The sequence below is a fragment of the Kamptonema formosum PCC 10802 genome (genome assembly GCF_000332335.1).
Taxonomy (GTDB): Bacteria; Cyanobacteriota; Cyanobacteriia; order Cyanobacteriales; family Oscillatoriaceae; genus Oscillatoria.
Genome location: NZ_KB235948.1, coordinates 1,097,279 through 1,113,806, shown reverse-complemented (window position 1 = coordinate 1,113,806; position 16,528 = coordinate 1,097,279). Strand labels below are relative to the sequence as shown.

General features: G+C 54.1%; 18 protein-coding genes and 1 pseudogene. 9 read left to right on the top strand and 10 right to left on the bottom strand.

The window, feature by feature from the left end:
- Window positions 1-7: 7 nt before the first annotated feature.
- The 4 genes from OSC10802_RS0104780 to OSC10802_RS0104765 all read left to right on the top strand — a co-directional run bounded on the left by OSC10802_RS0104780 (window position 8) and on the right by OSC10802_RS0104765 (window position 3,838).
- The gene (locus tag OSC10802_RS0104780; RefSeq protein WP_198525061.1) at window positions 8-310 is read left to right on the top strand and encodes a hypothetical protein; all 303 of its coding nucleotides are present in this window, start codon (window positions 8-10) and stop codon (window positions 308-310) included.
- A 79-nt stretch (window positions 311-389) separates the two neighbouring features.
- Window positions 390-1,382 (top strand): DNA-methyltransferase, encoded by a 993-nt coding sequence (locus OSC10802_RS0104775; RefSeq protein WP_017715644.1) that lies wholly within the window; start codon window positions 390-392, stop codon window positions 1,380-1,382.
- Between the two features lie 11 nt (window positions 1,383-1,393).
- Entirely contained in the window at window positions 1,394-2,167 is a 774-nt protein-coding gene (locus tag OSC10802_RS0104770; RefSeq protein WP_017715643.1) for a PaeR7I family type II restriction endonuclease, read from the top strand.
- Window positions 2,168-2,350: 183 nt separating this feature from the next.
- Complete coding sequence (locus OSC10802_RS0104765) at window positions 2,351-3,838, top strand: acyl-CoA synthetase (protein WP_017715642.1); 1,488 nt, start codon at window positions 2,351-2,353, stop codon at window positions 3,836-3,838.
- Window positions 3,839-3,878: 40 nt separating this feature from the next.
- On the opposite strand, the gene OSC10802_RS0104760 is transcribed toward OSC10802_RS0104765, so the two are convergent.
- On the bottom strand, window positions 3,879-4,709 hold the full coding sequence (locus tag OSC10802_RS0104760; protein WP_017715641.1) for an ABC transporter permease: 831 nt from the start codon (window positions 4,707-4,709) through the stop codon (window positions 3,879-3,881).
- A 140-nt stretch (window positions 4,710-4,849) separates the two neighbouring features.
- On the opposite strand from OSC10802_RS0104760, the gene OSC10802_RS0104755 reads away from it, so the two are divergent.
- On the top strand, window positions 4,850-5,623 hold the full coding sequence (locus OSC10802_RS0104755) for an ABC transporter ATP-binding protein (RefSeq protein ID WP_017715640.1): 774 nt from the start codon (window positions 4,850-4,852) through the stop codon (window positions 5,621-5,623).
- A 39-nt stretch (window positions 5,624-5,662) separates the two neighbouring features.
- On the opposite strand, the gene OSC10802_RS0104750 is transcribed toward OSC10802_RS0104755, so the two are convergent.
- Complete coding sequence (locus tag OSC10802_RS0104750) at window positions 5,663-6,106, bottom strand: NUDIX hydrolase (RefSeq protein ID WP_017715639.1); 444 nt, start codon at window positions 6,104-6,106, stop codon at window positions 5,663-5,665.
- Between the two features lie 7 nt (window positions 6,107-6,113).
- Window positions 6,114-6,536: a hypothetical protein gene (locus tag OSC10802_RS0104745; protein WP_017715638.1), complete on the bottom strand. Its 423-nt coding sequence runs from the start codon at window positions 6,534-6,536 to the stop codon at window positions 6,114-6,116.
- Window positions 6,537-6,765: 229 nt separating this feature from the next.
- On the opposite strand from OSC10802_RS0104745, the gene folD reads away from it, so the two are divergent.
- From folD to OSC10802_RS0104720, 4 genes are all read left to right on the top strand, one after another.
- Window positions 6,766-7,638 (top strand): bifunctional methylenetetrahydrofolate dehydrogenase/methenyltetrahydrofolate cyclohydrolase FolD, encoded by an 873-nt coding sequence (gene folD, locus OSC10802_RS0104735; RefSeq protein ID WP_017715636.1) that lies wholly within the window; start codon window positions 6,766-6,768, stop codon window positions 7,636-7,638.
- A 282-nt stretch (window positions 7,639-7,920) separates the two neighbouring features.
- Window positions 7,921-8,853 (top strand): geranylgeranyl diphosphate synthase CrtE, encoded by a 933-nt coding sequence (gene crtE / locus OSC10802_RS0104730; RefSeq protein ID WP_017715635.1) that lies wholly within the window; start codon window positions 7,921-7,923, stop codon window positions 8,851-8,853.
- Between the two features lie 15 nt (window positions 8,854-8,868).
- The gene (locus OSC10802_RS0104725) at window positions 8,869-9,324 is read left to right on the top strand and encodes a divergent PAP2 family protein (RefSeq protein WP_017715634.1); all 456 of its coding nucleotides are present in this window, start codon (window positions 8,869-8,871) and stop codon (window positions 9,322-9,324) included.
- A gap of 266 nt (window positions 9,325-9,590) precedes the next feature.
- The gene (locus OSC10802_RS0104720) at window positions 9,591-10,298 is read left to right on the top strand and encodes a polysaccharide deacetylase family protein (protein WP_017715633.1); all 708 of its coding nucleotides are present in this window, start codon (window positions 9,591-9,593) and stop codon (window positions 10,296-10,298) included.
- Between the two features lie 443 nt (window positions 10,299-10,741).
- On the opposite strand, the gene OSC10802_RS0104715 is transcribed toward OSC10802_RS0104720, so the two are convergent.
- From OSC10802_RS0104715 to OSC10802_RS0104685, 7 genes and pseudogenes are all read right to left on the bottom strand, one after another.
- On the bottom strand, window positions 10,742-11,956 hold the full coding sequence (locus OSC10802_RS0104715) for a lipid-A-disaccharide synthase-related protein (RefSeq protein WP_026098170.1): 1,215 nt from the start codon (window positions 11,954-11,956) through the stop codon (window positions 10,742-10,744).
- Window positions 11,957-12,279: 323 nt separating this feature from the next.
- Window positions 12,280-12,609, bottom strand: a complete 330-nt coding sequence (locus OSC10802_RS0104710) for an MgPME-cyclase complex family protein (RefSeq protein WP_017715631.1) — start codon at window positions 12,607-12,609, stop codon at window positions 12,280-12,282.
- Between the two features lie 192 nt (window positions 12,610-12,801).
- Window positions 12,802-13,521, bottom strand: a complete 720-nt coding sequence (locus OSC10802_RS0104705) for a pyridoxine 5'-phosphate synthase (RefSeq protein ID WP_026098169.1) — start codon at window positions 13,519-13,521, stop codon at window positions 12,802-12,804.
- 18 nt (window positions 13,522-13,539) lie between these two features.
- A pseudogene (locus tag OSC10802_RS52580) lies at window positions 13,540-13,650 on the bottom strand (RNA-guided endonuclease TnpB family protein); the annotation flags it as partial.
- A gap of 501 nt (window positions 13,651-14,151) precedes the next feature.
- Window positions 14,152-14,358 carry a hypothetical protein gene (locus OSC10802_RS0104700; RefSeq protein ID WP_026098168.1) on the bottom strand — a complete coding sequence of 69 codons (207 nt, stop codon included), beginning with the start codon at window positions 14,356-14,358 and terminating at the stop codon, window positions 14,152-14,154.
- A 50-nt stretch (window positions 14,359-14,408) separates the two neighbouring features.
- Window positions 14,409-15,500 (bottom strand): hypothetical protein, encoded by a 1,092-nt coding sequence (locus OSC10802_RS0104695; protein WP_044169958.1) that lies wholly within the window; start codon window positions 15,498-15,500, stop codon window positions 14,409-14,411.
- A 403-nt stretch (window positions 15,501-15,903) separates the two neighbouring features.
- Window positions 15,904-16,089: a hypothetical protein gene (locus OSC10802_RS0104685; RefSeq protein ID WP_017715627.1), complete on the bottom strand. Its 186-nt coding sequence runs from the start codon at window positions 16,087-16,089 to the stop codon at window positions 15,904-15,906.
- Window positions 16,090-16,528 lie beyond the last annotated feature (439 nt).

Below are 16,528 nucleotides of genomic sequence, written 5' to 3'. Positions count from 1 at the left end.
GTTATTGGTGCGTGCGTTAGAGCGGATGCCGGTGCTGACTTATGCTGCCGGTTTCTTGCGTCATGGCTTCGCCAACTGTTTTTTGGAATTAGTAGATATGGCTCAAGTATCAGGTCATTACAAGTTTGCTATTTGTGTGACAAGTGAAGGCTGTGACGATCTGCAGGTCTGGAAACTGTACCGGCTCCTACCAGACGTTAAAGCCGAAGTAGAAAATTATCTGCGTGTAGTGGATGATTCTGGAGAGGATTACCTGTACCCAGCTTGCCGGTCTGTAGTGGTCAAAGCCTCTATCTGTAGTGCCGGTTAGCGATAGCGTAACCGGCACCCACACCACAGTGTGCTGGGGAAGCCTTGTGCTATAATGAAAATACTTAACATAAAAACCAATGCCCGACTTTCCTGAGGCCAAGTTCAATACCAATAGCGATCTCTCAGTCTTTCTTCCTGACGGGCTGGGAGATTTAAGTGACACTCAAAAAGCTATCCCTCGCATCGCCAAGGATGAAAAACTTACCGCACTCATAGATCAGTGCCTCCCACAGATACCAAGCCAACACCATCTTTACCTTGGCGATGCGAGGGACATGCCGGCTGCTCAACCTGGGAGCGCTCACCTAGTTTTAACATCGCCACCTTACTGGACTCTGAAAGCGTACAACAAGGTCAGCGGACAGCTGGGTTACATTGAGAGCTACGAGCAATTTCTCTGTGAGCTCGATAAGGTTTGGCAAAGATGTTTTGATGCGCTGGTTCCGGGGGGCCGGTTGATCTGCGTGGTCGGGGATGTCTGCCTTTCTAGAAAAAAGAACGGTGGGCGACATACTGTAGTGCCACTTCACGCCTCAATTCAGGATCGCTGTCGAGCATTGGGTTTCGACAATCTCTCCCCAATTATTTGGCACAAAATCGCTAACGCATCGTTTGAGGCTGAGGGAAATGGTGCCCCTTTCATGGGCAAACCCTACGAGCCGAATGGTGTGATTAAGAATGACATCGAGTTTATCCTTATGGAACGCAAGCCAGGAGGCTATCGAACACAGGATTTAACGACAAGAATCCTCAGTGTCATACCTGAAAAGTGCCATCGCGAGTGGTTCCAGCAGATATGGGCTGGCATCCCCGGCGCATCAACACGGCACCACCCTGCGCCCTATCCCTTGGAACTTGCCTCACGGCTAATCCGCATGTTTTCATTTGTGGGCGATACTGTGCTTGACCCCTTCCTGGGTACAGGAACAACAGCATTAGCAGCAGCTAACTGCGGTCGAAACAGTATCGGGTATGAGATTGATGAAGCTTATTTAACCTGCGCTTATGAGCGGACTGTCACACAAGTAACAGGTCTATTCCGCAAGTCAACTGTCACTCTGCACCTTTGAAAACAAACTCTATGAGCGATGTACTGAACGATCTAGCTCAGCAATTGACAAAAGCTGTTGAGTATTTCTGGCTAACACGCGAGCGGAATCCGCAAGCTGTAAGAGCGGGAAAACATCTGGACGGCTTCCGCGAGTTGATAGCAAATATCCTTATCGCGTCAGGCTTGCAACGAGCGACGATTTACTGGCGACAAAAAACTGAACTTCCTGGTTGGTTCCGGGCAGAAAAGAATTGGGACTTACTTGTTGTTGCCGATGGCAAAGTCGTAGCAATTATTGAGTTCAAGTCGCAGGTTGGCTCTTTTGGAAACAACTTCAACAACCGCACTGAAGAGGCTCTTGGGAATGCTACGGATCTGTGGGCTGCTTATGAAGAGGGTGCATTCAAACCATCCGAGCGACCGTGGCTTGGCTATCTTATGCTGTTAGAGGATGCCCCTAGCTCGAACCAGCCAGTAAGGGTAAAGGAGCCTCATTTTAAGGTTTTTCCCGAGTTTAAGGATGCCTCTTATGCCAAGCGGTATCAGTTACTTCTTACTAAACTGGTGCGATCGCGGCTTTATGATGCTGGGTGCTTCCTGATGTCATCTCGTGAAGATGGATTGAAGGGAGAGTACCGTGAGCCAGACGCAGAGCTAGGTTTTCGCACCTTCGTTATTTCGCTTTTGGGTCGCGCTATCCCCGTAGCCAAAATGCAACCACCTGGCCCACCTGATCCTCCGAAGAAGGAGATTGGAGCGGGGAAAGATGAATCGACTGAACACTCTGAGAGTAGCGATGGCTGAATGCTACCCAATGCTGAACTGGAACGGCAAGTCAACGGAGCGGTTGAGTCGCAAAAGTTATCTGCTGTCCAGCGATGTTTCCCGGAGGGGCGCTCGCACAATCCTTCCCAAAGGAAATCTTGTAACTCAGACCCCCCGGGCAATGGTATGATTTCACAATAACTCCTAAATCACAGAACTAACATGAATCTGCCCCTAATTGCCCGAGCCAAACCCAACGAACACAAAAGAGCGATTGCCGCACCCGAAGGAACCTTTACCTACGGGGATTTGCTCCACAAATCCGCCCAAATCGCAACCGCCCTTCTCGACAGCGCCCAAGACTTGCACCAGCAGCGAGTTGCCTTTCTCATCCCCTCAGGATTCCAGTATGTCGCCACTCAGTGGGGCATTTGGCGTGCCGGTGGGGTGGCAGTGCCCCTGTGCGTTTCCCATCCCCGCCCCGAGTTAGAATATGTGATTGCAGACTCAGACGCATCCACTCTCATCGCTCACCCGGATTTCGAGCCGGTATTGCGCCCCATTGCTGAAGAGCGAGGGTTGCGATTTCTCCTCACTTCCGACACACTCCCCGCTGATGCCGGCGCACTCCCCGAAGTCGATATCTCCCGACGCGCATTAATCCTCTACACCAGCGGTACAACCGGCAAACCGAAAGGCGCAGTAACCAGCCATCAAAACATTCAAGCTCAAGTGACAAGCTTGATTGACGCCTGGGAGTGGACATCCGAAGATCGCATCTTGCACTTCCTGCCACTTCACCACATTCACGGTATTATTAACGTGCTCACTTGCGCCCTGTGGGCTGGCGCTGAGTGCCACATGCTCCCCAAATTTGACGCCCAAACTATTTGGAACCGAATTGCCGGCGGTGACTTAACTCTATTTATGGCTGTCCCCACCATTTATGTCAAGCTAATTGCAGCTTGGGAAGCCGCAGATAGCGAGCGCAAAAAAAGCATGTCCGCCGGCTGCGCCAAAATGCGCCTGATGGTTTCAGGTTCCGCCGCTTTACCCGTCCAAGTCTTAGAAAAATGGCAAAGCATCAGCGGACATTTTCTGCTCGAACGCTATGGCATGACCGAAATAGGCATGGCCCTATCTAACCCTTTACACGGGCAAAGATTGCCCGGATATGTGGGCAACCCCTTACCTCAGGTTGAAGTTCGGTTAGTTGATGAAACCGGCAATTTAGTCCCTCTCGAAACCCCTGGCGAAATCCAAGTCAAAGGACCGGGAGTGTTTCTAGAATATTGGCAAAAACCGGCAGCAACTGCCAAATCCTTCCGCAACGGATGGTTCTGCACCGGCGATCTCGCCGCCTTCGAGAATGACAGCTACCGCATCCTCGGGCGAATCAGCGTCGATATCATCAAAACCGGCGGCTACAAAGTTTCTGCCTTAGAAATTGAAGAAGTGTTGCGAACCCATCCAGACATTCAAGACTGTGCTGTAGTTGGGGTTCCCGATCCAGAGTGGGGCGAGCGCGTCTGCGCAGCTTTGGTATTGCCACCGGCAACTCATTTGACTTTAGAACCTCTCCGAAATTGGGCAAAAGAGCGACTGGCGACTTACAAAGTTCCCAGCAAAATTCTGGCAGTTGAAGAACTCCCCCGCAACGCTATGGGGAAAGTGACTAAACCGGCAGTGGCGCAGCTATTTCAATCCTAACACAGTAGGGTGCGTTCCGGTGGAACGCACCCTACCAAACCTACCCTTCCGCCCAAGGCGTCAGAAGCTTCGACAGCAACTTGAAAGCCCAATCAATCGCCCAGCCAATTAACCCAATAATTGCAATGCTGAACAGCACCTTATCCGTTTGCAGGAACCGCTGAGCCTGCACAATTTTAAACCCCAACCCATTCTCAGCCGCAATTAACTCCGAAATCACCAGAAAGTTCCAAGCGCCGGCAATATTCACCCGCAGCGTATCCAGCACACTCGGAAACACCGCCGGTAGGATTACCCGGAACAGCACATCTCGGCGAGTCGCCCCCAAAGTGTAAGCAACATTTAACAATTCGCCCGGAATAAACTTAACCGAATCTGCTATCATTATAGCATTGTAGAACACAATCCCCAGAAAAATAATCAAAATCTTAGCGTCTTCCCCCAATCCCACCCAAAGGATAATCAGAGGGATGAACGCCGCCACAGGCATGTAGCGAACTGGCCCAACAAGTGGGCTGAACAGACTCTCCATGCTGGGAAACGTCCCCATAGCAATCCCCACCGGAATGCCAACAGCAGCCGCCGCCAAAAAACCCGCCCCAACGCGCCCGCAACTTGCTATAATATCTTGCAGCAAATTCTCCTCAGCAAACATGCGGACACCGGCACGGATCACCGCCGCCGGTGCCGGCAAAAACATCGCCGGCACCCACCCCTGAGCGCTGAGCAAAGCCCACAGCAGCAGTGGCACAACTAGCGCCGCCACAGTCAGCAGCACCCTCAGCCAGTGAGGAAAACCCTGGCGGATGCTCCAAAACACAGACGGCTGGAGATATCGCTTTTTAGAAGAACTTGGCAGCGGTTTTATCATAGCGCAAAAATTTAAGTTACACTCTATATTAACTTCCCTCACCCACTCCACCGCAGGGTGCGCCGGCGCGTCCCCTCCTGTAACACTACTTAACAGTCAGCGCCCTCCGCGTTCATCTGCGTCAATCTGCGGTTCCAAACATGCTCGACTCCTCAAACCACCCCAAACTAGAAGTCCGCAATTTATTCAAAGCCTTTCCCAACCAGGGAAAGCAACTGATGGCGCTGCAGAACATCAACCTGCACGTTTATCCCCGTGAATTCGTCTGTATTGTCGGGGCGTCAGGGTGCGGAAAATCCACCCTGCTGAATATTATCGCCGGTTTGACGCCCCCCTCCTCCGGACAGGTGCTGGTTGATGGCGAAAGCGTACCCGGTCCCGGACCCGATAGAGGAATGGTTTTCCAGAATTTTTCCCTCTTTCCCTGGCTCACTGTAGCGGATAATATCGGCTTTGGCTTGCAGCTGCGGCGCATCCCTAGGAAAGAGATGCAGCAGCGAATTGATTACTACCTAGATGTGGTAAACTTAACTCAGTTTGCCCGATCTTATCCCAAACAGCTGTCAGGCGGCATGAAACAGCGCGTCGCAATTGCGCGCGCCTTAGCCAACGAACCGGAAGTCTTGCTGATGGACGAACCTTTCGGGGCGCTCGACGCTCAAACCAAAGAACAGATGCAGCAATTCGTGCTAGAATTGTGGCAGAAAACCCGGATTACTGTCCTAACCATCACTCATGATGTGGGGGAAGCGATTTTCCTGTCGCAGCGCATTTATGTGATGAGCGCCCGCCCCGGACAAATCAAAGAAGAAATCCGCGTCGATTTGCCGGCGCACCGGGATTTGGGCATTAAACTCAGCCCAGAGTTTATTGAAATTAAGCGCCGGCTGATTGCCGGTTTGCGAGAGGGCTAAAGAAACCGGGTTTCTTTAAGAAACCCGGTTTCTGGCGCATCAACAATTCCTTTCTAAATCAGCTTTTATGAAATCCAGCAAAATTTGCTGGTGAATGAGTCCGAGGGGGCGCATTTCACCGGCTTTTCGCGAGTAGCCCTCACCCTGCCGAATTTCTTCAGGGGTGAGCAAATCCATATCCCAGCCTTCGCCTAACACGAGCTGGCTCAATTCAACATCCAGTGCGCCGTGAAAAATATGGCGCACAACAGAGGAATCAGAATACAAGCCAAACTTTGACATCTGCGGCGGCGCGTAGCTAATTTCTTCGAGCAGTTCGCGCCCGATGGCGACTTCAGGCGTTTCATCCCGCTCCATGTGACCGCCGAAAAACCCCCAGTGTCCGGGATAGAGAATGCCGGGTATATTATCTCGCAGCTGGAGCAGAAATTTCCCGTCGCGATACAAAATAGCGAGGGCGACATGAACGGGTTTGTTACTCATTGTGAACTCATTGGGATTTCGAGGCTGGCTTGCGCTGCAACTGTTCCTGTTCTTTTATGTAAACCTCTCCTAACTCAAGACCGGCGACAGGAATGCTTTCATAATTGACACTTCCCTTAATGGAGACTTCATCTCCCTGATTGGGCAGCGTCTTGTTCGTGAGAACCCAAACGCTGCCGGTGGCATCTTGCAGCTGGTAAGCGCCGCCGGCACCCAGAAAAGGCGCTCGCTTTTCCACCTTGCCTTGCAGGTAGACTGTCGAATTAACATCCCGCTTTTGCTGGATCTCTCCGATATCGGAAGCCCCGACATTCACTCCAAACAAGGCTATCTGAGCGCCAGCAGTCAGCCCCCCCAGCAGCAAAGATAAAGAAGCCAGTGCCAAAACCCGGGTTTTTCCCGGACGGATCGCAATTTCTCTGAGAGACATACAGCCACACTCTGTAACGCTTTACTCGCACGATTATGCTCTATAGTGTCACATAAAGGCGCGTGTGGCAGCTAGGGCTTGAGCTCGGTTTCAATACAGCAAGCCTCACCCGCATTCATGGGAGCATTGGCGTGCGCCTGCGAGAACCTTTTGCTGAGCGGCGTGCCGGTGCTTGCCAGCAGGGCCACAGACGGGCTCGCGCGCCTATCGTTTCGCTGCATCAACCCCAATGGACACCAAAACTGCCCAAATTCTAGACGGTAAAGCCCTCGCCCAGAAAATCCAAACCGAACTGAAACAGCGCGTCAAATCCTTGCAAGGAGGGCGAAATCGCCCCCCCGGACTGGCGGTGCTCATGGTGGGCGACAATCCCGCCAGCGCCGTTTACGTCCGCAATAAAGAGCGAGCTTGCGCCAAAATCGGCATCGCCTCTTATGGCAAGCACTTCCCCGCAGAAACGGGCCAAACCGAACTGGAGGAAGAGATTCACCGGCTCAATGCTGACGAGCGAGTGGACGGCATACTCGTCCAGCTGCCCCTCCCCCAACACCTAGATGCGATTTCCCTCCTCTACCAAATCGACCCCGACAAAGATGCCGACGGACTGCACCCGATGAACATGGGGCGACTGCTGCGGGGGGAGCCCGGTTTGCGCAGCTGCACGCCGGCAGGAGTGATGCGCCTGCTGCAAGAATACCACATTGACCCCGCCGGCAAACAGGCCGCTGTGATTGGCCGCAGCATTTTAGTCGGCAAACCGATGGCGCTGATGCTGCTGGAAACCAACGCCACCGTCACCGTCGCCCACTCCCGAACCCCCGACCTGGCAGCGGTGGCCCGCAGCGCTGATATCCTAGTCGTGGCAGCCGGTCGCCCAGAAATGATCTCTGGCGATATGATAAAACCCGGAGCCACTGTCGTAGATGTGGGCATCAACAGCGTCACCGACGGCACCGGCAGCTCCCGCCTGGTTGGGGATGTCCACTTCGAGTCCGCCCAACAGGTGGCCCAATTTATCACCCCCGTGCCCGGTGGCATCGGCCCCATGACCGTGGCCATGTTGCTGGCCAATACGGTAGAGAGCTACAGCAAAAAAAGCTAATCGGGAATGGGGAGTGGGGAGGTGAGCCGGGATTAGGGGATGAAGCTGCTGGCGAATTAACGGGGGGTTATACCCACGGTTGCGCAATATCGCTCAATTTGGGGAGGAATGGAAACATGTAGGGGCGGGTTCATCCACAACCTCTGCCACACAGCTAGCCCCGCATAAAAACCCGCCCCGGCACATCCCTAACCCCTCGCTGTATTTTCCCCTAATCCCCTAATCCCGGCTGCCAATCTCCCCTAAAATTGTTTACGAAGTCACAGATCGAGGGATGAAGGGATGGTATCGACCAAGGACATTGATTCGCTTCACAAGCAAGAGGAATCTGCGTTTGACTTATCAGCCTACCTGGCAGAAAAACAAGCTCAGGTGGAAGCGGCGCTGGAGCGTGCCATCCCGGTGACCTATCCCGAGAAGATTTACGACGCCATGCGCTACTCGCTGCTGGCCGGTGGCAAGCGCCTGCGCCCCATCCTCTGTCTGGCCAGTTGCGAGCTGGCCGGCGGCACCCCGGAAATGGCGATGCCAACCGCCTGCGCCCTGGAGATGGTTCACACCATGTCGCTGATTCACGACGACTTGCCGGCAATGGACAATGACGACTACCGCCGGGGGAAGCTGACAAATCACAAGGTTTATGGTGAGGATATTGCGATTCTGGCGGGCGACGGGTTGCTGACCTACGCCTTTGAGTTTATTGCCGCCAACACCAAAAACGTGCCGGCGGAGCGGGTGGTGCGGGCGATCGCCCAGCTAGCTCGCGCCTTCGGGCCGGCTGGCGTGGTCGGCGGGCAAGTGGTAGACTTGGAATGGGAAGGCAAGCCGGATGTGCCGGTGGAAACGCTCAACTTTATCCACACCCACAAAACCGGTGCCCTGCTGGAAGCCTGTGTGGTTTGCGGGGCGCTGCTGGCGGGAGCGCCGGCTCTCGACCTGCAGCGGCTGTCGAGCTACGCCAAGAAGATAGGGTTGGCGTTTCAGATTGTAGATGATATCCTGGACATCACGGCCACCACTGAGAAACTGGGCAAAACCGCTGGCAAGGACTTGCAAGCCCAAAAGGCGACTTATCCCAGTCTCTGGGGGCTAGAGGAATCGCGGCGACAAGCGAGCCTGCTCATTGATGCGGCTAAGGCGGAACTGGACCCCTTCGGGCAGAAGGCCCAGCCGCTACGCTCGCTCGCAGATTTCATTACCAACCGCAGTCATTAGGGTAAGTCAAACACCATGCAGGACTTTGGCCACATCCTCGACAACCAGGTGCTGCTGGTTGCTCTTTTCGCCTGTCTGTTCGCTCAAGTCTTAAAGGTGGCGATCGAGTTGGTGAAAAATGGGAAGGTCAGCGTGCGGATTCTGGTGACCGCCGGCGGGATGCCCAGCGCTCACTCGGCTTTCGTCACCGCTTTGGCCACCGGCGTCGGACAGACACTGGGATGGGAAACGCCGGAGTTTGCCCTCGCGGCAATTTTCGCCATTATCGTCATGTACGACGCCGCCGGTGTCCGCCAAGCCGCCGGCAAGCAGGCTCGCATCCTCAACCAAATCATCGACGAGCTGTTTCAAGAACACCCCGAATTTAACGAAGACCGGCTCAAGGAGTTGCTCGGGCACACCCCCTTTCAGGTGATAGTGGGCTCCACCTTGGGCGTCGCTGTCTCCTGGCTGGCGGGACCGGCGTATTGAGTGCAGGGGCTCTACTAGCCTGAAACCCGGTTTTTTTAGCTACCGGGTTTCTCAACCGCTCCCTGGGTAAAAAGTAGTGATTTTATCAACCGCGCCGGCGCACAAATATCTAGGGGAGAAGAAGAAGGGGTTGAGTTGGGTTTGGAGAGCGCTACTTGTGAGGCACTCCCCTCAACCGTTTCCTTTTGCGTTTTGAGTTTTCGCAAAACATCGATCAATTCTTTTTTGAACCTTGACCCTTGACTGTCATTTGAGCGAATTTTGCTGTGAAAATCCCTAAAATCAACAGAAAATTTATATTATTAATAATTGGCTTATGTGGCCTGCTTGTCGCCGTCACGCTGACCCCGAAAATACAGCAGTTTTTTGGCATCAATCGGGCGCACACTCAAGATAAAATCGTCGCTCTATCTTATGACGACGGACCCAACCCGCCCTATACAAACCAGCTCCTGGATGTTCTGGCTCGCGACAAGATAAAAGCTACTTTTTATGAAATCGGTGGCAATATTGAAAAGCACCCCGATATCGTGCGGCTGATTGCTGTCAAGGGCCACGAGCTAGCGAACCACTCCTACTCACACCAGAGTATGGTTTTTAGAGCCCCTGCATTCTACAGATCGGAGATAGAAAAAACTGACAGCCTTTTGCGCGAATTAGGCGTAACTCAAGACATCACTTTTCGACCCCCGTGGGGGCGGAGACTTTTACTCCTTCCTTATATCCTCTCCCGGATGGGCAAGAAACTGGTCATCTGGGATGTGGATTCAGAAGATTATGTAAAAGAACTCAGCGCTGAAGGAATTGCCAATCGCGTCACTCAACAAGTGCGGCCTGGGTCAATCGTACTCCTGCATGACGGTGGGGGCGACCGCTCGCGCACGGTGGCTGCTACTGAAATAATCATCAAAAGCCTGAAGTCAAAGGGCTACGAATTTCTCACGGTTTCTCAGCTGCTTTCGAGAGGGAGGTAGGAATTTGGGGGGGAAGAAACCGGGTTTCTTTTGCTTGGCAGGGGCGGGTTTACAGACATCTTTGATTGCCAGCTTTCCATAACGTTCGTACATGCCAGAAACCCGGTTTCTTTAAGAAACCGGGTTTCTCAGTACCTCACGCTCGATGAGAACCGCTATAGCAGCAGTCATATTGGTTAGAACAATAGAAGCTTCAGGAGCTCTGGAGCAAGGGAGGCCGGAATGTAGGTTTCCTAAATGCTTACTGCTATATAGACGTAGGGCAGGCGTCCCGCCCCCCCTGAAGGTCTAATGTTCTAACCTAAGTGCATACTGCTATATATGTGGGATGGCACCACAAGAAACCCAATTTTTGGCTCCCTCACATTTTCTTTATAAACACGCGCTGACATCACAGCAATGATGCCAGCGGACTCAATGAAACTGCCGCTCCCGCTTCAAGACTAGAGAGGCTGTTTTGTGCGCAGATAATCGCAGATAAAGTTAGAGAGTTTGAGGCTGGCACCGGCTTCCCCCATGCGTTCCAAGCCATTTTTGGCGCAGGCTTCCAGGTAGGCTGAGTCTTGCAAAATCTGGCGGATTCTATCAGCGGCTTCCCGGAGAGTGGCGGGGGTTGCCGGTTTTGTGCCAATGGTTTGCACGCTCGGGCCCAAAAGTCTCACCTGCGCTTCGGCAAACCGGTAGGTAAATGCGGGTCCGGGTCCGGGAATCGTGATTGCCGGTTTCCCCAGTCCAACCGCCTGCTCAACAGCGGTCCCACTCATGCCAATTACCAAGTCGCATTTATGCAAAATATCTGCAAAACCGTCAGAGTGACAGAGGACTTCAACAGTTTCTTGTTTGCCACTAACATTTTCTGTAAAGGTCAGCTTTCCAGCTTGGTGCTGCCAGCCTTCATACGCTGCGATCCCTTCCAGTTCCGCCATCAAATCGCTGACGAGAGCGGCTCGGAACTGCACGGGATTTGGGCGCATCACGCCAGCGATTTCTCTCACCAATTGCAGCTGCAAGCGCAGATTGTTGCTGGCTTCCGGGAGGCGGGAACCGGGAAGCAGAGCGATTGCCGGCGTTCCAGATATCAGCTGCAAGTCTTTTCCTGTGGGAGTCAGCCTGTCCATCACCGGCGTTCCCACAAATTTTGCTTTGGTTAATCCCTGCTGGTTTAAGTCACGGGCGGTAAAGGCGTCTCTGGTGAAAACAGCGAGACATCTGGGCGAGTTTAATAAATGGGGCAGAATAACACCCAGACGCAGCCGCCCCTCGTAGTAGCTAGAATAAGCGGACAGAAAAACTGCATAGGGGCGTCTCGTAGAGTGGGCGATGGCAGCAACGACAATATCTCCTGTAGCCAGAATAAAGTCGCAGCTGCGCGAATACGCCCACACCGCCCGCAGTTGCTGCCAAGTTAGACCAATTAGCCCCGCCCAAATATCTTTGACCAAAAACAGGGGTTTCATATAAAAAACCCCCCCGGACGGCATGGGACTTGTGGGCCCTATAATTGGCACGCCCAATCGGCGGTAAGCATTCCCCGCGCCTACAATCGGCATGGCTGACACTTCCACCTCTGGGCGGGACTGGGTAAAAGCTTGGATAGCTTGACTGTTAATTAAGTCTTCCCCGTGACCGTTACTCACAAATAATACTTTTTGAACCATCTGTTTGTAGGCTTTTCCCCCTCCCACCCGCATGCTTTGCAGCCCCAACTCGTTGCTTATCTAAAGTAATAATTCAGGAGTTCAGCAACTCAGTAACTCACAGAGGTAGTTGCGTTTGACTTGCCGTTCCTGTTTGCTTCTTTCCCCCTTGTCTTGTGAGCTTCTGGCAACTGAGCTGCTGGCTCCTGAATTATTACAAGCTAGAGGTCATTGAATACCCCCTCTTTTAAGCCCCGGCGAAAAAATGCCTGGCAGCTTCTTCCCCCACCCCCCGCATTCCCAGACGGCAAGCCAAGGCGAGGGGGCGGCGGAGAGCAACTGGCTCAGGACACCCCAGCTAGGGATGCCAGGGGATCTGGAATGGCATCCGAGGGAGCCTCAAATGTGCCGGCGATCACGTATTCCAGCCGCAATTTCAACCAAGTAATAAATTGGGGATTGGTGGAAATTATCGCCGCAGCTGGTTGGGGGCATTTCGCCTTAAGTTCTGCCATTGCCGGCACCTCTATAAATGCCGGCTGCAAAACCAGCCAAAAGTCAATCTCTTTTTCCTGTTCTTGGTAGTTGCGAGTGCGCTCCCTGAGGACTTCCTCCAGAGGTTCTTCCACGGTCAAAAAGCGCTGAGAAGCCAGAACATAGTAGTAACTTGTCATCTCAAATCATTCCCATTCTTAAGGGGTTAGGGTTTAGGAGTTGGGGGTGAGGGTTTAGGGGGTAGGTTTTAGGGGATAGGGGATAGGGGATAGCTTTTAGGTCTTGGGTCTGAGGTGTTAGGTTTCAGGAGTAATCCAATGCCCCATGCCCCATGCCCCATGCCCCATGCCCCATGCCCCATGCCCCATGCCCTATCCCCCTCGCATGGCTTGTTTCATTTCGCGAACGGCTCGCTCCAAACCCACTAGCACCGCTCGACTAATAATAGTGTGACCGATATTGAGCTCTTCCATGCCTTCGATGCTGGCAATGGGAAAGACATTCCAGTAGGTCAGCCCGTGGCCGGCATTGACTCGCAAACCGGCTCCGCGAGCCAGCTCGCACCCTTTGGCGAGCTGGGCTAATTCCTTGTGCCGGCTGGCTTCATCCGCCGCCTCGGCATAGCGCCCGGTGTGCAGTTCAATAAACTGCGCCTTGACCTTGACAGATGCTTCAATTTGTGCTTCATCTGCATCGATAAACAGGCTGGCGGGGATGCCGGCAGACTGCAAGGTATCGACAACCTTTGCCATGCGGTCGAGCTGGCCGGCAATGTCCAGCCCCCCTTCGGTAGTCACCTCTTCGCGGCGTTCCGGCACCAAGGTGACGTAATCGGGTTTAACCTCAAGGGCGATGCCCACCATTTCATCGGTGGCTGCCATTTCCAAATTTAAGTGGGTGCGCACCGTTTGCCGCAGCAAGCGCACGTCGCGGTCTTGAATGTGCCGCCGGTCTTCCCGCAGGTGGGCGGTAATGCCATCTGCGCCAGCAAGTTCGCACAGCACAGCTGCCGCCACGGGGTCGGGCTCCACCGTCCGCCGCGCCTGCCGGATAGTGGCAACGTGGTCAATGTTGACGCCTAATGTGGGCAATCCAAATCTCTGATACATTTACGCGACATTTGTTCGGGTATTCCCGGACACTGCAACGATAGGACTATCACCGGTAAAAGTGATAGAGGCGGTATCCCGCAAAGCTTTCAGGAAAATCCCAAAAGCGCCAATTTCTCAACTATTTCTGTACTGTATCACGTTTCGCAGGATTGCGCAAGAAATTCAAGACTAAATTTTACCTCTCGGTGAGTCATCCGCCCTTGATTTTACTGCAGCTGCACTGGGTTATAGCAGTAGGCACTTAGGTTAAGACAAGGGGTTTAACATGATGTAGGGGCGGGTTCACCCACAAAGAGTGCCACACAGCTACAACACCGATAAACCCGCCCCTAACCTGTGATATAGCAGCAGATCGTATTGGGCCATAGCGGGCCCTAACCAATATGACTGCTGCTATAATAACGCACCCACAGCCCTATTTTTTGGAATTCATATAAATTTAAACGTTAAAGCTACCCGCAATTCTAAGCCTTTTCCCCCATCTCGGGGATAAATCTGATAAATTCGCGCACATTTTTGGCGGGGCTGTCTGGGAAGCTCCCACTCAAGCTTTAACGGAAAATTTCACGCCCGCTACCGGTGCCATTTTCCGGTTCCGACCAATCAAATCTAGCCAGCCCCGGCGCGCCGGCATAAAACTTGTAAAAAAGTCAGCGCCCTGAGGGTGCCGTGGGAGTTCTCTTCCCGGAGAAAAGCGTTTACTTGACTCGTGCCGGCACACAGGTCGGGGGAACCGGCTTTGGGCGCGCAGCGCTCCTCAACCGCCACCCGGGACCCGGCTCGTGAAAAAATGCCGGTCAGTGGCGCGGCGGACATCCTGCGGGGAAAGTGCCATCGGGGTGCGGGCGAAAAGCCCCGCCCAAAAATCAGTAGCTATTCCCGGCATTTTTTTGCGCATATTCCAGATAGCGCTGGTACTCCTCTAGCTTCTGCTGAGCCTGTTCATACTTGGGGTGCCCCGGTGGCACCTGTTTTATCAGGTCGATGGCTTGCTGCCACTCAGTGGCCACAGTATTCCACTCATCCGGATAGTAAGCCGTTTGAACCAGAGTCGCCGCACTCATGGCCTTGTTGACCCCCAGCCGCCAAGGGTCAGACTGAGCGGGTGACGGTTGCCCAGGCGGTTTGGCTGGGGCAGCCGGCGGTGGGGCGGGCGCAGGGGTGGCAGCCGGCGGTGGGGCGGGCACAGGGGTGGGAGGTGGCGGTGGCACAGGGGTGGGGGAGGGCGGTGGCGGTGGCGTTGGGGTGGCTTCTGGTGCGCTCTCCTCTGGCAGCGGTGGGGGCGGCGGGATAGGGGGAGTGGGGGTTGCCGGCTTGGGGGCTGCTGGCTTGGGGGTTTTTGCTGCCGGTGGGGCGGGCTTTGCAGGGGGTGCCTGAGATGCTACTGGCTCGGGAGCGCCCTCACCCGACGTTTCACCCGGGATAAAGAATTTGAAAAAGGCGACTGCAGCGACAGCGGCTAATGCCAGCAGCGCCAGCAGCGCCAAGAGCAAGATCCGTTTGTCCAACCGGCGCTTGTCCGCCTCTGGGGGGGCATCCTCCGAATCCTCATCGCTCTCACTGGATTCATCGAAGTCCCCCTCATCTTCAATTTCCGGCGGCTCGGCATATTCCTCTTCCTCCTCAGGCTCCTCAGGAGGGGGCACCTGGTTTGTCTGGAATAGAACCCCTGTCTCTAAGGGAAATTCGTCACTCCAAGCAGGAGTGTCAATGCCTGTCATATAACCTTCGACCCTCACCGTGTGAATCGCTTCACTCTCCAATTTCACCATCCCCTGATGGATGAAACTAACGACGGCTTCTTGATTAGGCACTTGCGCCGACTTGAGAATGATGTGCAAATAACCATCTTCCTGTTCGGCTGTGGCAGTAATGCCTCTGGGTTGAAGAGAACGGTTGAGCAGGGCGGCAATCGCATTCGGATCTCCCTGCTTAGCAAGTTCGAGAGGATTTGGCATGGCTAGCAAGACTTGACGCTGACAAGCCGGTGAGTGTTCACAGAGAAGTCTAGCAAGAAAGCCCTCTTCTTCTAGCCCGCCCCCTGTTGCCGCCCGCGCCACTCCCGCACAGCCGCAACCCTTGCGCAGGCTCGGATTAGACCCTACGCCCGTTTGCCCCCTGCCTGTTTGCCCCCTGCCCGTTTGCCCCACACCCCCTGCTGCCTCAGGAACGCCACCCCCTCAAATTCAGTCATTTCCGAAAAAAAGGTATTCACAAAACACGGTCTTGAGCCAGGTTTTGTATATATGCTTTCTTCCGGAAGTAAGACATGTCTGCCAACAGCCGGCATGGCTGTCCTGGGGCAGTTGGGTGTGAGCGCCCCCATGCGCCTGAGGCCACGCCCCACGCCCCACGCCCTTTTCAAGCGTGCTCCAGCGAGCGCCGGCACGATTGCCGGCTGCCAGCCTCAACAGAGAGCCACTCTCGACCGGCGGCATTCCTGCCGCAGCAATTCCTCGCTTGTTCCAGCCCGCCACTCACCGCAGCTGCCGGCGCTGCGCCAATTCCTCGCCCGCGCTTCCCCTTTACCGGCTGTTCTTTTGTCATAATAAATAACTACATTGGCGGGCAAGGAGCTTTTCCCCCTGTTAGATTTTAAATTTTAGAGTTTAAATTGTCTGCTGTCCGCTGTCCGCTGTTTGGTGTTTGCCGCCAGGAACTTCCCACCGGCCTGCGGGGAAAGCGAGAGCCCCCAAACTTTTGCCCCCAAATCCCGCGCCTAACTCAATGAGAGGCGAAATTCAACTCAAGATGTGCTAAAAATTAACCAAGCTAGCTTCCCTTGATTTATCTATGCCTGCCGGCTTCGTGACATATAAATGTTATTTAAACCCTGTAGGGACTGGCGGCATGCTGGCCGGCGGTGAGCTGAGGTGCCCAAGGCCTGTTCCGTACCGGCAGGCGCGCAGGCTCCCTTGTGGGGCAGCAGCCGGCGGCGCAAAAGCGCAGTGTGTGGCGGGCATTTGATTTCAATGCCATTTCAATC

Bases quoted from the DNA above. Each gene is read 5' to 3' on its own strand.
- OSC10802_RS0104765 (WP_017715642.1), top strand. From the start codon at position 2,351: ATGAATCTGCCCCTAATTGCCCGAGCCAAACCCAACGAACACAAAAGA.
- crtE (WP_017715635.1), top strand. From the start codon at position 7,921: ATGGTATCGACCAAGGACATTGATTCGCTTCACAAGCAAGAGGAATCT.
- OSC10802_RS0104770 (WP_017715643.1), top strand. From the start codon at position 1,394: ATGAGCGATGTACTGAACGATCTAGCTCAGCAATTGACAAAAGCTGTT.
- OSC10802_RS0104745 (WP_017715638.1), bottom strand. From the start codon at position 6,536: ATGTCTCTCAGAGAAATTGCGATCCGTCCGGGAAAAACCCGGGTTTTG.
- folD (WP_017715636.1), top strand. From the start codon at position 6,766: ATGGACACCAAAACTGCCCAAATTCTAGACGGTAAAGCCCTCGCCCAG.
- OSC10802_RS0104760 (WP_017715641.1), bottom strand. From the start codon at position 4,709: ATGATAAAACCGCTGCCAAGTTCTTCTAAAAAGCGATATCTCCAGCCG.
- OSC10802_RS0104755 (WP_017715640.1), top strand. From the start codon at position 4,850: ATGCTCGACTCCTCAAACCACCCCAAACTAGAAGTCCGCAATTTATTC.
- OSC10802_RS0104775 (WP_017715644.1), top strand. From the start codon at position 390: ATGCCCGACTTTCCTGAGGCCAAGTTCAATACCAATAGCGATCTCTCA.
- OSC10802_RS0104715 (WP_026098170.1), bottom strand. From the start codon at position 11,956: ATGGTTCAAAAAGTATTATTTGTGAGTAACGGTCACGGGGAAGACTTA.
- OSC10802_RS0104750 (WP_017715639.1), bottom strand. From the start codon at position 6,106: ATGAGTAACAAACCCGTTCATGTCGCCCTCGCTATTTTGTATCGCGAC.
- OSC10802_RS0104700 (WP_026098168.1), bottom strand. From the start codon at position 14,358: ATGTCCGCCGCGCCACTGACCGGCATTTTTTCACGAGCCGGGTCCCGG.
- OSC10802_RS0104710 (WP_017715631.1), bottom strand. From the start codon at position 12,609: ATGACAAGTTACTACTATGTTCTGGCTTCTCAGCGCTTTTTGACCGTG.
- OSC10802_RS0104695 (WP_044169958.1), bottom strand. From the start codon at position 15,500: ATGCCAAATCCTCTCGAACTTGCTAAGCAGGGAGATCCGAATGCGATT.
- OSC10802_RS0104725 (WP_017715634.1), top strand. From the start codon at position 8,869: ATGCAGGACTTTGGCCACATCCTCGACAACCAGGTGCTGCTGGTTGCT.
- OSC10802_RS0104685 (WP_017715627.1), bottom strand. From the start codon at position 16,089: ATGACAAAAGAACAGCCGGTAAAGGGGAAGCGCGGGCGAGGAATTGGC.